This is a genomic window from Streptomyces sp. NPDC001443, assembly GCF_053597355.1.
The window spans coordinates 90,610-104,545 of sequence record NZ_JBSFIA010000038.1; the positions used below are offsets into that span (position 1 = coordinate 90,610).

Consider the following 13,936-nt stretch of genomic DNA (forward strand, 5'->3'; position numbering starts at 1 on the left):
CCCGGCGGACGCCGGTCCGCCGGGGCCTGTGCGATCGGCCCTACGCGCAGCAGTCCGGGTCCAGCCCCTTCGGCAGGAACTCGCCGCCGAAGACGGCACACGTGGCCTCGTCGCCGCCCAGGGCCGCCACGGCCAGCAGCAGCGAACCGGCCGTCCAGGTGGTCAGTTCCCGCGGCCAGACGGCCTCGTCGTCGAAGACGTAGCCCGTCCAGTACAGGCCGCTGTCCGCGTCCCGCAGGTGCTGGATGGACTGGAGTATCTCCAGCGCCCGGTCGGACTCGCCCATCGCCCAGAGCGCCAGGGCGAGTTCGGCCGACTCACCGCCGGTCACCCACGGGTTGGGGACCACACAGCGCACCCCGAGGCCGGGCACGACGAAGCGGTCCCAGGACTCCTCGATACGGGACTTGGCCTCGGCTCCGGTCAGCGCGCCGCCGAGGACCGGGTAGTACCAGTCCATCGAGTAGCGGTTCTTGTCGAGGAACCGCTCCGGGTGGCACCGGATGGCGTGCCGCAGCGCGCCCGCCGCCAACTCCCAGTCCGGCTGCGGCTCTTCGCGCTGCTCGGCGATGGCGAGCGCGCAGCGCAGGGCGTGGTGGATCGACGAACTGCCGGTCAGCAGCGCGTCCGTGGTGTCCGTACCGTCGTCGTCGCGCCGCCAGCCGATCTGCCCGCCGGGCTGCTGGAGCGCGAGCACGAACTCGACCGCGCCGACGACCGTCGGCCACATGCGGTCCAGGAACGTGTCGTCGCCGGTGGCGAGGTAGTGGTGCCAGACGCCGACGGCTATGTAGGCGACGAAGTTCGTCTCGCGGGAGCGGTCGGTGACATCGTCGAACTCCCCGTCCGCGTACGCCGCGTACCAGGAGCCGTCCGGGTTCTGGTGCCGGGCCAGCCAGTCGTACGCCCCCTCGGCGGCCGCGTGCTCACCGGCCGCGTCCAGCGCCATCGCGGCCTCGGTGTGGTCCCACGGGTCGAGGTGGTGGCCCCGGAACCACGGGATCGCGCCGTCCTCCCGCTGCACGTCGAGGATGCCGCGTACGGTCGCGGCGGCCTGCTCGGCGGTGAGGACCCCGGGCAGGACGAGGTGTTCTGTCCGGGGGGTGGTCACGTGGCGTCCGCCTCGGACGCACCGGACGTGCCGGTCCCGGCGGACAGCCGGGGCAGGTGCGGCTTGGTCGCGTACGCCACGAAGCTCTTGCCGATCAGCGGGTTCAGCGCCTGCTCGGCGACCCGGGTGGCCAGCGGCTTCTTCATGATGTCCCACACCAGGAGCTTGTGGTACGCCCGCACCGGCAGCGCCTTGTCGTTGTCGACGCCGAACGCGCACTTCAGCCACCAGTACGGCGAGTGCAGGGCGTGCGCGTGGTGGGTGCCGTACGGGCGCAGTCCGGCCTGCCGGATCTTCGCGAGGAGTTCGTCCGCCTTGTAGATGCGGATGTGGCCGCCCTCGACCTCGTGGTAGGCGTCGGACAGGGCCCAGCAGACCTTCTCCGGGCCGTAGCGCGGGACGGTGATCGCGATGCGGCCGCCGGGTTTGAGCACCCGGACCATCTCCGCGAGGACGCCCTTGTCGTCCGGGATGTGCTCCATGACCTCGGAGATGATCACGACGTCGAAGGACTCGTCGGGGAACGGCAGGGCGAGCGCGTCGCCCTCCATGGCGGTGGCGGTGGCACCGGCCGGGGCCTCGCCGGCCTCCTTCATCGCCGCGAACCACTTCGCGACCTCGCGGATCTCGTCGCCGTTCTGGTCCAGTGCCACGACCTGCGCGCCGCGCCGGTAGCACTCGAACGCGTGCCGGCCCGCCCCGCAGCCGAGGTCCAGGACTCGGTCGCCCGGCGCGAGCGGGAACCGGGAGAAGTCGACGGTCAGCACGTGGCCCTGCTTTCGGGATAGACGCCGGTAACGCTGGTCGAGGTCGTGGTCTCGGGGGCCGGGGCGGCCCCGGCGGGGGCCCCGCCGGGCGGGTGCGGCCGGGTGCGGGCGATGGCCTCGCGGTAGTGGGCCACCGTGCCCTCGGCGGCCCGGGCCCAGGTGAAGCGGGCCAGGACCCGCTCGCGGCCCGCGCGGCCGAGCCGGGCCCGCAGCCCCGGGTCGCCGAGCAGTCTGCTCAGTGCGGCGGCCAGCGCGCCCGCGTCGCCGGGCGGCACGGCCAGACAGGTCTCGCCGTCGGGTCCGGCGACCTCGGGGATGGCCCCGCCGGTCGTGGCGACCAGCGGGGTGCCCGTGGCCATGGCCTCGGCGGCCGGGAGGGAGAAGCCTTCGTAGAGGGAGGGCACGCAGGCGACCTGGGCCGAGCGGACCAGGTCGACGAGTTCCGCGTCGGAGATGCCCTTGACGAACTCGACGCAGCCCTCGAGGCCGTACCGCTCGATGGCCTGGGCGACGGGCCCGTCCTCGGCGCGCTTGCCGACGACGACCAGATGGGCGTCCGGGTGCTCGGTGCGCACCTTCGCCAGCGCCTCGACCAGGAACACCAGCCCCTTGAGCGGCACGTCCGCGCTGGAGGTGGTCACGATCCGGCCCGGGACCTGCGCCACCGACGGGTCGGGGCGGAACAGGTCGGTGTCGGCGCCGATGTGGACGACGTGGACCCGGTCCCGGCGCACCCCGAGGTGGTCGACGATCTCCTGCTGGGAGGAGCCGGAGACGGTGAGCACCGACGGCAGGCGGCGCGCCACGCGCTTCTGCATCCGGGTGAACCCGTACCAGCGGCGCACCGAGAAGCGGCGCTGCCGGCTGTCCGCCGCGTCCAGCTCCAGCTGCCGGTCCACGGTGATCGGGTGGTGGACGGTGGTGACCAGGGGCGCGCCGATGTCGCCGAGCAGCCCGTAGCCGAGGGTCTGGTTGTCGTGGACGACGTCGAAGTCGCCGCGCCGGGCCCGCAGCAGGCGGCGGGCGCGCAGCGAGAACGTCAGCGGCTCCGGGAAGCCGCCGGTCCACATGGTGGCGACCTCCAGCGCGTCGATCCAGTCGCGGTACTCGTCGCGGCCGGGGGTGCGGAAGGGGTCGGGCTGGCGGTAGAGGTCGAGGCTGGGCAGCTCGGTCAGGCTCAGCCGGCCGTGGGTCCCGACCTCGACCGCGTCGAGCACGGGGTACGGCTGCGCGCCGATGACCTCGACGCGGTGGCCGAGGCGGGCCAGCTCACGGGAGAGGTGGCGGACGTAGACGCCCTGGCCGCCGCAGAACGGGTTTCCCTTGTACGTCAGGAGCGCGATGTCGAGCGGTCGCCCGCCGTCCGCGGCGAGGTCCTGCCCAGGACCCGCCTGACTGGCCTCAGCGGTCACTCCGGGCCCCCTTCTGCCTGCACTGTCCCGCGAGGTTACGCCGGGACGCTAATCTAGAACAAGTTTCAGACTTGATCGTTCGGGAGGCTCTGAATCTACCGGCAGGTAGGGGGGCTGTGAGCAGTGGATCAGGTGATTCACGCCACGGCGGACCGCCTCTGCCATGCTGTCTGATCACCAGCCCTCACCGACTGTCACGGAACGGGATCCATGCCTGCGGAAGCCAAGGTGGTCAAGGTGGAAGCCAGCACCGACAGACCGGCCCTCCCGGCCCTCACCGAACGGCAGGCGGCGCGCCGCCGCCGCATCCTGCACGCGAGCGCGCAGCTCGCCAGCCGGGGCGGTTTCGACGCGGTGCAGATGCGCGAGGTCGCGGAGTCCTCGCAGGTGGCGCTCGGCACCCTCTACCGGTACTTCCCGTCCAAGGTGCATCTGCTGGTCGCCACCATGCAGGACCAGCTGGAGCACATGCACGGCACGCTGCGCAAGAAGCCGCCGACCGGTGACACCCCGGCCGAGCGGGTCGCGGAGACGCTGATGCGCGCCTTCCGCGCCCTGCAGCGCGAGCCGCACTTGGCCGACGCGATGGTGCGCGCCCTGACCTTCGCGGACCGCAGCGTCTCCCCCGAGGTCGACCAGGTCTCCCGTCAGACCACGCTGATCATCCTGGACGCGATGGGCCTGGAGGACCCCGGACCCGCGCAGCTGTCCGCGGTCCGCGTCATCGAGCACACCTGGCACTCGGCCCTCATCACCTGGCTCTCGGGTCGCGCCTCCATCGCGCAGGTGAAGATAGACATCGAGACGGTGTGCCGGCTGATCGACCTCACGTCGCAGGAGGAGCCGCGCGAGCCGCGCGCATAAGGGGACCGGCGCACGAGGGGAGCGCGCACGAGAGAACCCGCGCAGGAGAAAACCTACGAGACGGGTTCCCTTCGCCGGCATGGTCCGGATCAGGTACTGGAGGTCGCCTTCCGGTGAAACCGCCACCTTCCGGCCTCTCAGCTACACCGTCGACGTCGGCCTCAGCGGATGCCTCTGCGTACTGCCTGGGCGTCTCGCGGAAGTCGGCTACTCCGGTGGAACTCCCTCACTCGCCTCGTAGGCCACTTACCAGAGTAGACCTCTAGAGCGGGACACAACAGCCCAAAAGGGATTTTTTTGTCTCGCTCGCAGCACCCCCGGTACGGGGCTCAGTCCTCCGGCGGGAACACGGGCTCCCCGCTCCCCAGCAGGGTGATCGTGATGGCCTCCACCGGGCAGCCCTCGGCCGCCGCCAGCACCCGCTCGCTGGCGTCCGTGTCCGGGTCGACCGGGCAGGACTGACGTCCGGCGTCGAGCCGGAAGCCGGCCGGGGCGTGGTGCAGGCACTGGGCCGAGCCGATGCACAGGGCGCGGTCGACCTCGACGTGCCAGCGGTCCCCCGCCCCCGCGCCCGACTCCGCCCGCGCGGGAGACACCCCCATCGCTCACCCCTCCCAGCCGGCCGGCAGGTGGATCATCTTGTGCTCGAGGAACTCGCCGTACCCCTCCGGGCCGAACTCCCGCCCCAGGCCGGAGTTCTTGTAGCCGCCGAACGGGCCGAGCATGTCGAGGCTGAAGGTGTTGACGGAGTACGTGCCCGTGCGCACCCGGCGGGCGACCTCGATCCCGTGCTCGACGTCGGCCGTCCACACGCTGCCGCTCAGCCCGTACTCGGAGTCGTTCGCGATCTTCACGGCCTCGGACTCGTCGCCGTAGGGCAGCAGACAGATCACCGGGCCGAAGATCTCCTCGCGGGCGATGCGCATGGTGTTGTCCACGTCGCCGAAGAGGGTCGGCTCGACGTACCAGCCGCGGTCCAGGCCCGGCGGGCGGCCGCCGCCGGTGAGGATCTTCGCGCCCTCCTCCTGGCCGATGCGGATGTAGTCGAGATTGCGCTGCTGCTGACGGCGCGCCACCAGCGGGCCGACCTGGGTCGCCGGGTCCAGCGGGTCGCCGACCACCAGCGCGCTCGCCGCCGCCGCGAAGGCGTCCGCGAACTCGTCGTAGCGTGAACGCGGCACCAGGATGCGGGTCTGGGCCACGCAGGCCTGCCCGTTGTTCATCCAGGCCGCCGGGACGATGCCCGGGACGGCCGTCGCGAGGTCCGCGTCGGGCAGGACTACCGCCGCCGACTTGCCGCCCAGCTCCAGCGTCACCCGGCTGAGGTTGCGCGCGGCCACCTCCATCACCCGCCGGCCGGCCGCGACCGACCCGGTGAAGGAGACCTTGTCGACGCCGGGGTGCCCGACCAGGTACTCGCTGACCTCGCGGTCCGCGGGCAGGATGGACAGGACGCCCTCGGGCAGCCCGGCCTCGCGCGCGATCTCGCCGAGGATGTAGGCGTCCAGCGGCGACTCCGGCGACGGCTTGAGCACCACGGTGCAGCCGGTGAGCAGCGCGGGCGCGAGCTTGGCGGCGGCCACGAACTGCGGGACGTTCCAGGGGACGACGGCCGCGACGACGCCGACGGGCTCGCGGCGCACCAGGATCGGCCCGAGGACGCCGGTTCGCCGCTCCTCGTACGCGAAGTCCCTGGCGACGGTGATCGCCGCGTCCCAGACCATCATCGCGCCGAGCGCCTGCGCGAGGACGCTCCAGGAGTACGGCGAGCCGTTCTCGGACGAGATGACGCGGGCGATCTCCTCGTGCCGTACGGCGATCGCGTCCTTGATCCTGGAGACCACCTCGATCCGCTCGTCGGTCGTCATCCGCGGCCAGGGCCCCTGGTCGAACGCCGTGCGGGCGGCGGCGACGGCCCGGTCCACGTCGGCCGTCGAGGCGTGCGGCACCCGCCCGATGACCTCCTCGGTGTGCGGCGAGATCACCTCGATGACCTCCTCGCCCAGCGGGTCGGTCAACTCCCCGCCGATGAACAGCTTTCCGTGTTCCACGAGTTCGGTCATGGCGACTGCCTCCCCGGCCCTGCTCTGACGATCCATCAGATACGGAACTGATAGCAGCTCCGCCCGGAGGAGTCCACGGCCGGGACGCCCACCGCGGTGGTCGACTCGGGCTCCCATCGAAACCTGTTCTAGTTATAGTGACCGGGACGCGGCGATTGGGGAGCCCATGACGCAGGTGCACGACCACGGCGGCGGCGTACGGTCCGTCGAGGTCCCCATCCCGGACAACCCCCTCGGCCACACCCTCGTGTACGTCGTCGACACCGATCGCGGCCCGGTCCTGGTCGACACCGGCTGGGACGACCCCGCGTCCTGGGACACGCTCGCCGAGGGGCTCGCGGCGTGCGGCACCTCGGTCGCCGACGTCCACGGGGTGGTGATCACCCATCACCACCCCGACCACCACGGGCTGTCCGGCCGGGTCCGCGAGGCCTCCGGCGCCTGGGTGGCGATGCACGCGGCGGACATCGCCGTCGTCCGCCGCACCCGGGAGACCCGGCCCGGCCGCTGGTACGCGTACATGGCGCACAAGCTCACCGCCGCGGGCGCCCCCGAGGCGCACGTCGCCCCGCTGCGCTCCGACCGGCCCCGGCGCGCCCTGCCCGGCCTCGCCCCCGCCCTGCCCGACCGGGAGATCGTCCCCGGTGAGCTCCTCGGCCTCCCGGGCCGCCGGCTGCGCGCCGTCTGGACCCCCGGCCACACCCCCGGGCACGTCTGCCTGCACCTGGAGGAGCGGCACCCCGCCGGACTCGCGGGCAACGGGCGGCTGTTCTCCGGCGACCACCTGCTGCCCGGGATCACCCCGCACATCGGCCTGTACGAGGACCCGGACGACGCCACCGTCACCGACCCGCTCGGCGACTACCTCGCCTCCCTCGAGCGCGTCGGCCGGCTCGGCCCCGCCGAGGTGCTCCCGGCCCACCAGCACGCCTTCGCCGACGCGCCCTCGCGCGTACGGGAGTTGCTGGCCCACCACGAGGAGCGCCTGGACGGCCTGCTGACCCTGCTGTCCGACCCGCTCACCCCCTGGCAGCTCGCCGAGCGCATGGAGTGGAACCGCCCCTGGGACCAGATCCCCTACGGCTCCCGCAACATCGCGGTCTCGGAGGCCGAGGCCCATCTGCGGCGCCTGGTGAAGCTGGGCCGGGCGGAGGCGGTGACGGGGAGCGAGCCGGTGACGTACGTGGCGGTGTGAGGTGACGTGCACGGCGGTGCGGGCGGCGGGAACGACGCGGCCCGCCGGCGGACCGCACCCGTGAGCCAAGCCGCCGCGCAGCCGCCCCTCGGCGCGTTTCCACGGGCCGGTAGAGTGGCGCCGTCGTCATCACACCCGTACGGGGGAAAGCCGGTGCAATTCCGGCGCTGACCCGCAGCCGTGAGCCACCGCGAGGTGGCGAGCCGGATCGCCCCGCACGGTACGTGACCGGCTCGCGCACACCGGCGGCCCGCCGGTGTACGGCACCGTCGAGGTCTACGGAGCCGAGCCGCCCGGGGGTGCCCCGTGCTGTCCGGCTCCCCGCAGGGAGAGGCATCCGCCGATCATGAACGTCCGCCGCAGCGCCGCGGTCCTGGCCGCCGCCGCCGTGATCGGCGGTGCCACGCCCGCCGTCGCCGCCGACTCGTCCCCGTCGCCCTCGGTGGCGATACCCGCCGGCCTCTACGGCCGCACCGACCCCACGTACGACGGTGTGTGGCGGCAGTCCCTCGCCCTGCTCGCGCAGAACACCGTGGGCGTGCGGCCCGCCTCCTCGGCCATCGGCTGGCTGACCGGGCAGCAGTGCGCCGACGGGGCGTTCGCCGCCTTCCGCGCCGACACCACGAAGCCCTGCGACGCCAAGCTGATGGTCGACACCAACAGCACGGCCGCCGCCGTCCAGGCCCTCGCCGCGCTCGGCAACCACACCCCCGTCACCGCCAAGTCCGTCGCGTGGCTGAAGTCCGTGCAGAACGCGGACGGCGGCTGGGGCTACACCCCGGGCGGCGCCAGCGACGCCAACTCCACCGCCGTCGTCGTCGGCGCGCTGACCGCGACGGGCGAACAGCCCCAGAACGTCGTCAAGGACGGCAAGTCGCCGTACGACGCCCTGCTGAAGCTCGCCCTGCCCTGCACCGGCGACGGCGCGGGCGCCTTCGCCTACCAGCCCGACAAGAAGGGCGCGCTCCTCGCCAACGCGGACGCCACCGCGGCCGCCGTCGTCGCCGCCCTCGGCAAGGGGCTCGGGGGCGCCGCCGCGAACCCGGACTCCGAGGGCCTCACCTGCAAGGGTCCGGCCACGGACGCCACGCAGGCGGCCCGCAACGGCACCACGTACCTCGCCAAGGAGCTGACCGGCAGCGGCCATCTGACGTCGTCGCTGCCCGGCGCCGAGGACCAGCCCGACTACGGCAACACCGCCGACGCCGTCGTCGCCCTCGCGACCGCGGGCCAGAGCGAGGTGGCCGCCCCGGCCGTGCGCTGGCTCCAGACCGACTCCGCCAAGTGGGCGCAGCAGGCCGGCCCGGCCGCGTACGCGCAGCTGATCCTCGCCGCGACCGCCGTCTCCGCCGACCCGCGCCACTTCGGCTCCCAGGACCTGGTGGCCCTCCTGAACGCGACCGGCCCCGGGCCGGTGTACGTGCCCACCGCCGCCCCGTCGGCCTCGGCCGACGCCAAGGGCGGGACGGCCGCGGCCGAGGACTCCTCCGGCCCCGGCACCACCGTGTGGGTCGCCGGCGGCGTCCTGCTCGTCGTCATCGTCGCCGTCGGCTTCATGCTCTTCGGGCGCGGCAGGAACAAGCAGTCGTGAGCCGTCGCCGTGCCGCCGCCGCACTGCTCCTGGCCGTGCTGCTCCCGCTGCTGGGAGCGGCCGGCCAGGCGCGGGCCACCGGCTACCGCTACTGGTCCTTCTGGGACCGCACGGGCAGCGACTGGACCTACGCCACCCAGGGCCCGGCGACCGCCCGCCCCGCCGACGGCGACGTGCAGGGCTTCCGGTTCGCGGTCAGCGCGGACTCCCAGGACGCCAGCCGCCCGCGCGGCACGGCCGACTTCACGACGATCTGCGCGAAGACCCCCGCACAAGACGGGTCCAAGCGGGTCGCCCTGGTCATCGACTTCGGCACGCCCGCCGACGCCCCCTCGGGCGAGCGGCCGCCCGCGTCGCGGACCGCCTGTGCCCAGGTGCCCTCCGACGCCAGCACGGCGGAGGCACTGGCCGCGGTGGCCAAGCCCCTGCGGTACGACACCAACGCGCTGCTGTGCGCGATCGCCGGATACCCCCGACAGGGCTGCGGGGAACAGGTGTCGGCACCGAAGGAGCCCCCGACGGTGACGGGAAGGACGTCGGCGACGACACACACCGCGGACGACGGCCCCTCGGTGGGCCTGATCGCGGGCGGCGCGGCCGTGGCCGTCCTGGCGGCCGCGGCGTTCTGGCAGGCCCGGCGGCGCGGGCGTGGCTGAGCGGGTCCGACGGCGCCCGACGCGCTCCCCGCTGCGGGGGGCCGCGCGGCCGGCCGGGGACGGACGGCCCGCCGGGCCCGCCGCCCGGCGGCCGTACCACCCGTCCGTGCACCCGGGCGCCTGGTGGCTGTGGTCGATATCCCTCGGTGTGGCGGCCACCCGCACCACCAACCCGCTCCTGCTCGCCCTGCTCGTCGCGGTCTCCGCCTACGTCGTCGCGACCTGCCGTCCCGCCGCCGCCCCCTGGGCCCGCTCCTACGGCGCCTTCGTCCGGCTCGCGCTCGCCGTGCTGGCCATCCGGCTGGTCTTCGCCGTCGCGCTCGGCTCACCGATCCCGGGCACGCACGTCCTCGTCACCCTTCCCGAAGTCCCGCTCCCCGACTGGGCCCAGGGCATCCGGCTCGGCGGCCGGGTCACCGCCGAGGCACTGGTCTTCGCCCTCTACGACGGCCTCAAGCTCGGCACGCTCCTGATCTGCGTGGGCGCCGCGAACGCGCTCGCCGGTCCCACCCGCCTCCTGAAGTCCCTGCCCGGCGCCCTCTACGAGACCGGGGTGGCCGTGGTCGTGGCGCTCACCTTCGCCCCGAACCTGATCGCCGACGTCCAGCGGCTGCGCGCCGCCCGCCGGCTGCGCGGCCGCCCGGACCGTGGCGTACGCGGTCTGCTCCAGGTGGGACTGCCGGTCCTGGAGGGCGCGTTGGAGCGGTCCGTCGCGCTGGCCGCCGCGATGGACGCCCGCGGCTACGGCCGTACCGCCGCCGTGCCCGCCCGCGTCCGCCGCGCCACCGCCGCCCTCACCCTCGGCGGGCTGCTCGGCGTCTGCGCGGGAACGTACGGCCTGCTCACGGCGGACGGCGGCAGCTACGGCGTCCCGGTGCTGCTCGCCGGGCTCGCCGCCGCGCTGGGCGGTCTGTGGCTCGGCGGCCGCCGTACCCCACGGACCCGCTACCGCCCGGACCGCTGGGACGCGCGCGCCTGTCTGGTGGCGGCCTCCGGAGCCGCCGTCGCCGTACTGCTCGGCGTCGCCGACCAGACGGCCCTGCACCCCGGTGTCGTGCCGCTCGTGGCCCCCGCCCTCCCGCTGCTGCCCGCCGCCGCCGTGCTCCTCGGCCTGCTCCCCGCCTTCCTCGCCCCCGCCCCCGCCCCCGCTTTCAAGGAGACGTCGTGATCCGCTTCGAGAACGTCTCCGTGACGTACGACGGAGCCGCCGGACCCAGCGTGCGGGGCGTGGACTTCGAGGTGCCCGAGGGTGAACTCGCGTTGCTGGTCGGCCCGTCGGGGGTCGGCAAGTCCACCGTGCTCGGCGCGGTCAACGGGCTCGTCCCGCACTTCACCGGCGGCACCCTGCGCGGCCGGGTCACGGTGGCCGGACGCGACACCCGCACCCACAAGCCGCGCGAACTCGCCGACGTCGTCGGCACGGTGGGCCAGGATCCGCTCTCCCACTTCGTGGCGGACACCGTGGAGGACGAACTCGCCTACGGCATGGAGTCACTGGGCCTCGCCCCGGACGTGATGCGCCGCCGCGTCGAGGAGACCCTCGACCTGCTCGGCCTGGCCGCCCTGCGCGACCGTCCGATCGCCACCCTCTCCGGGGGCCAGCAGCAGCGCGTCGCGATCGGTTCGGTCCTCACCCCGCACCCCCGGGTACTGGTCCTGGACGAGCCGACCTCCGCGCTGGACCCGGCCGCCGCCGAGGAGGTCCTCGCCGTCCTCCAGCGCCTGGTGCACGACCTGGGCACCACGGTCCTGATGGCCGAGCACCGCCTGGAACGGGTCGTGCAGTACGCCGACCGGGTCGTCCTGCTGCCGCAGCCGGGCGCCGCTCCGGTGCTGGGCGCCCCCGCGGAGGTGATGGCGGTGTCCCCGGTGTACCCGCCGGTCGTCGGCCTCGGCCGGCTGGCGGGCTGGTCCCCGCTGCCGCTGACGGTCCGCGACGCCCGCCGCCGGGCCGCCGCCCTCCGGGAGGAACTGACGGGACGCGACGAGCCGGCCCTCGCCCCCGTACCGGCGCCGGCACCGGCCCTCGTGCCCGCGCCCCGTCCGGCGCCCTCCCGGCCGCGCCCGCCGCGTCTGCCGTACCTGTCGCGCCTGATCGGACGGCAGGCGGATGCCGGGGCGGCGGAGGTGATGGCCTCCGTCGCCCCGGCGCCCGCCCCGGCGCCCGCCCCGCCCGTCGCCGAGGTCCGTTCCCTCGCCGTGCGCCGTGCACAGGTCCAGGCCCTGCGGGGCGTCGACCTCACGGTGGCCCCCGGCGAGACCGTCGCCCTCATGGGCCGCAACGGTGCCGGCAAGTCCACCCTGCTCGGCACGCTGGTCGGGCTGGTCGAGCCGACCTCCGGCACGGTCCGCGTCGGCGGGGCGGTCCCGCACCGCACCCGGCCCCGCGACCTCGTCCGCCGGGTCGGCCTGGTGCCCCAGGAACCGCGCGACCTGCTGTACGCCGACACGGTCGCCGCCGAGTGCGCGGCCGCCGACGGGGACGCCCGGGCCACGCCCGGCACCTGCCGCGGCCTCGTCGGCGAACTACTGCCCGGCGTGACCGACGACACGCACCCCCGCGATCTCTCCGAGGGCCAGCGGCTGGCGCTCGCGCTCGCCGTGGTCCTGACCGCCCGTCCTCCCCTGCTGCTGCTGGACGAGCCGACCCGCGGACTGGACTACGCGGCGAAGGCCCGCCTGGTCGGTGTGCTGCGCGCGCTCGCCGCCGAGGGCCACGCGATCGTGCTCGCCACCCATGACGTGGAACTGGCCGCCGAACTCGCCCACCGGGTCGTGCTGCTGGCCGACGGCGAGGTGATCGCCGACGGCCCGACCGCCGAGGTCGTCGTCTCCTCCCCCTCCTACGCCCCGCAGGTCACCAAGATCCTGGCCCCGCAGCGCTGGCTCACCGTCGCCCAGGTGCGGCAGGCCCTGCGATGACGCGCCAGGCACGGGCCGTGCGCCTCGGCCCCCGTTCCCTCGCCGCCCTCGCACTGGTCAGCGCCGTCGGGGTGGTCGCCTTCACCTGGCCGTTCCTGGCCCCGCCCGCCTCGCAGCTCAGCGCCCACGCCCAGGACGCGCCATGGCTCTTCGCCGGTCTGCTGGTGCTGCTGGTGCCGGTGCTGGCCGCGACGATCTCCGAGTCGGGGCTCGGCCCGAAGGCGGTCGCCATGCTCGGCGTACTGGCCGCGACCGGCGCCGCGCTGCGCCCGATCGGCGCCGGTACGGCCGGTCTGGAGCCGATGTTCTTCCTGATGGTGCTGAGCGGCCGGGTCCTCGGGCCGGGCTTCGGGTTCGTCCTCGGCTCGGTCACGATGTTCGCGTCGGCGCTGCTCACCGGCGGGGTGGGTCCGTGGATGCCGTTCCAGATGCTCGCCATGGGGTGGTTCACGATGGGCGCGGGCCTGCTGCCGGGCCCGGACCGGCTGCGCGGCCGGGCCGAGCTGGCCCTGCTCTGCGCCTACGGCTTCGTGGCCGCGTTCGCCTACGGCACGGTGATGAACCTGGCGGGCTGGACCTTCATGGACGGCAACGCCTCGGACATCGCCTTCGACCCGCACGGGACGGTGGCCGCGAATCTGGCCCGCTTCGTCGCCTACTGCCTGGCCACCTCGCTCGGCTGGGACCTCGGCCGCGCGCTGGTGACGGTCGCCCTGACCCTGTTCGTCGGTCCCGCGGTGCTGAAGGCGCTGCGTCGCGCCACGCGCCGGGCCGCTTTCGAGACCGCGGTCACGTTCACCCCACCCGCATCGTGAGCCCGCGTACGCACAGCGTCGCGGAACCGGTGAAGCACCCCACATGACCCACGTCACCCACTAACCACGATAGTGGACGAAAAGGGACATGTTTAGGCACGCGCACATGCTTTGACCTGCGGATTGAGAGCCAGCTCACACCAACCGGCAAACACCCCAATGCGGCCACAACTAGTAAAAGGGGTCATTGCGGACGCCTCTCGGGCCTGCTTGTCTTGAGGACGTCGCCAGGCACCACGACCCCCACAGGGTCACGGTGCCGACGCATGCCAGGACCGGAACACACGGTCCCCCGGCGAGCGAGCGACCTCCCTGTCCCCGAAGAAAGCGATCCTCCGTGTCCCTCGCCGCCATCCGCCGCATCGCCAGCCCGAAGAAGGCCCTCACCGTGACCGCCGTCGTCGCCGCCACCGCGGGCATGGCCCTCGCCGCGGCCCCGGCCCAAGCCGCCACGACCTCCGCCTCCTCCGCCCAGGCGATCGCCCGGCAGATGATCCCGGACACGGCCCAGTACAACGCCTTCAACCAGATCGTCACCCA

12 protein-coding genes and 1 pseudogene are annotated in these 13,936 nt (G+C 74.0%); 8 read left to right on the plus strand and 5 right to left on the minus strand.

Going from position 1 to position 13,936, the window contains the following annotated elements; genetic code table 11:
- Positions 1 to 40: 40 nt before the first annotated feature.
- Genes ACWC24_RS32035 through ACWC24_RS32045 form a run of 3 tightly spaced genes read right to left on the minus strand, consistent with a single transcriptional unit; the run spans position 41 to position 3,290 of the window.
- Complete coding sequence (locus tag ACWC24_RS32035; RefSeq protein WP_450666394.1) at positions 41 to 1,111, minus strand: prenyltransferase; 1,071 nt, start codon at positions 1,109 to 1,111, stop codon at positions 41 to 43.
- Positions 1,108 to 1,878 carry a class I SAM-dependent methyltransferase gene (locus ACWC24_RS32040; RefSeq protein WP_450666395.1) on the minus strand — a complete coding sequence of 257 codons (771 nt, stop codon included), beginning with the start codon at positions 1,876 to 1,878 and terminating at the stop codon, positions 1,108 to 1,110. The genes ACWC24_RS32035 and ACWC24_RS32040 overlap by 4 nt, the downstream gene beginning before the upstream one ends.
- Positions 1,872 to 3,290 carry a glycosyltransferase family 4 protein gene (locus ACWC24_RS32045; RefSeq protein ID WP_450666396.1) on the minus strand — a complete coding sequence of 473 codons (1,419 nt, stop codon included), beginning with the start codon at positions 3,288 to 3,290 and terminating at the stop codon, positions 1,872 to 1,874. The genes ACWC24_RS32040 and ACWC24_RS32045 overlap by 7 nt, the downstream gene beginning before the upstream one ends.
- Positions 3,291 to 3,500: 210 nt before the next feature.
- On the opposite strand from ACWC24_RS32045, the gene ACWC24_RS32050 reads away from it, so the two are divergent.
- The gene (locus ACWC24_RS32050; RefSeq protein WP_450666397.1) at positions 3,501 to 4,154 is read left to right on the plus strand and encodes a TetR family transcriptional regulator; all 654 of its coding nucleotides are present in this window, start codon (positions 3,501 to 3,503) and stop codon (positions 4,152 to 4,154) included.
- A 329-nt stretch (positions 4,155 to 4,483) separates the two neighbouring features.
- Here ACWC24_RS32050 and ACWC24_RS32055 read toward each other — a convergent pair whose 3' ends face one another.
- Positions 4,484 to 4,756, minus strand: coding sequence for a ferredoxin (locus ACWC24_RS32055; protein ID WP_450666398.1), 273 nt, complete (start codon positions 4,754 to 4,756; stop codon positions 4,484 to 4,486).
- 3 nt (positions 4,757 to 4,759) lie between these two features.
- Positions 4,760 to 6,217 carry an aldehyde dehydrogenase gene (locus ACWC24_RS32060; RefSeq protein ID WP_450666399.1) on the minus strand — a complete coding sequence of 486 codons (1,458 nt, stop codon included), beginning with the start codon at positions 6,215 to 6,217 and terminating at the stop codon, positions 4,760 to 4,762.
- A 166-nt stretch (positions 6,218 to 6,383) separates the two neighbouring features.
- On the opposite strand from ACWC24_RS32060, the gene ACWC24_RS32065 reads away from it, so the two are divergent.
- The 7 genes and pseudogenes from ACWC24_RS32065 to ACWC24_RS32095 all read left to right on the plus strand — a co-directional run.
- Positions 6,384 to 7,412: an MBL fold metallo-hydrolase gene (locus ACWC24_RS32065; protein ID WP_450666400.1), complete on the plus strand. Its 1,029-nt coding sequence runs from the start codon at positions 6,384 to 6,386 to the stop codon at positions 7,410 to 7,412.
- Positions 7,413 to 7,758: 346 nt separating this feature from the next.
- On the plus strand, positions 7,759 to 9,003 hold the full coding sequence (locus tag ACWC24_RS32070) for a prenyltransferase/squalene oxidase repeat-containing protein (protein ID WP_450666401.1): 1,245 nt from the start codon (positions 7,759 to 7,761) through the stop codon (positions 9,001 to 9,003).
- Positions 9,000 to 9,659: an SCO2322 family protein gene (locus ACWC24_RS32075; protein WP_450666402.1), complete on the plus strand. Its 660-nt coding sequence runs from the start codon at positions 9,000 to 9,002 to the stop codon at positions 9,657 to 9,659. Before ACWC24_RS32070 ends, ACWC24_RS32075 begins: the two co-directional genes overlap by 4 nt.
- Before the next feature lie 106 nt (positions 9,660 to 9,765).
- The gene (locus ACWC24_RS32080) at positions 9,766 to 10,827 is read left to right on the plus strand and encodes a CbiQ family ECF transporter T component (protein ID WP_450666403.1); all 1,062 of its coding nucleotides are present in this window, start codon (positions 9,766 to 9,768) and stop codon (positions 10,825 to 10,827) included.
- Positions 10,824 to 12,581 (plus strand): ABC transporter ATP-binding protein, encoded by a 1,758-nt coding sequence (locus tag ACWC24_RS32085; protein WP_450666404.1) that lies wholly within the window; start codon positions 10,824 to 10,826, stop codon positions 12,579 to 12,581. Before ACWC24_RS32080 ends, ACWC24_RS32085 begins: the two co-directional genes overlap by 4 nt.
- Entirely contained in the window at positions 12,578 to 13,396 is an 819-nt protein-coding gene (locus ACWC24_RS32090) for an ECF transporter S component (RefSeq protein ID WP_450666405.1), read from the plus strand. The genes ACWC24_RS32085 and ACWC24_RS32090 overlap by 4 nt, the downstream gene beginning before the upstream one ends.
- 337 nt (positions 13,397 to 13,733) lie before the next feature.
- Positions 13,734 to 13,936: pseudogene (locus tag ACWC24_RS32095) on the plus strand (lytic transglycosylase domain-containing protein); the annotation flags it as partial.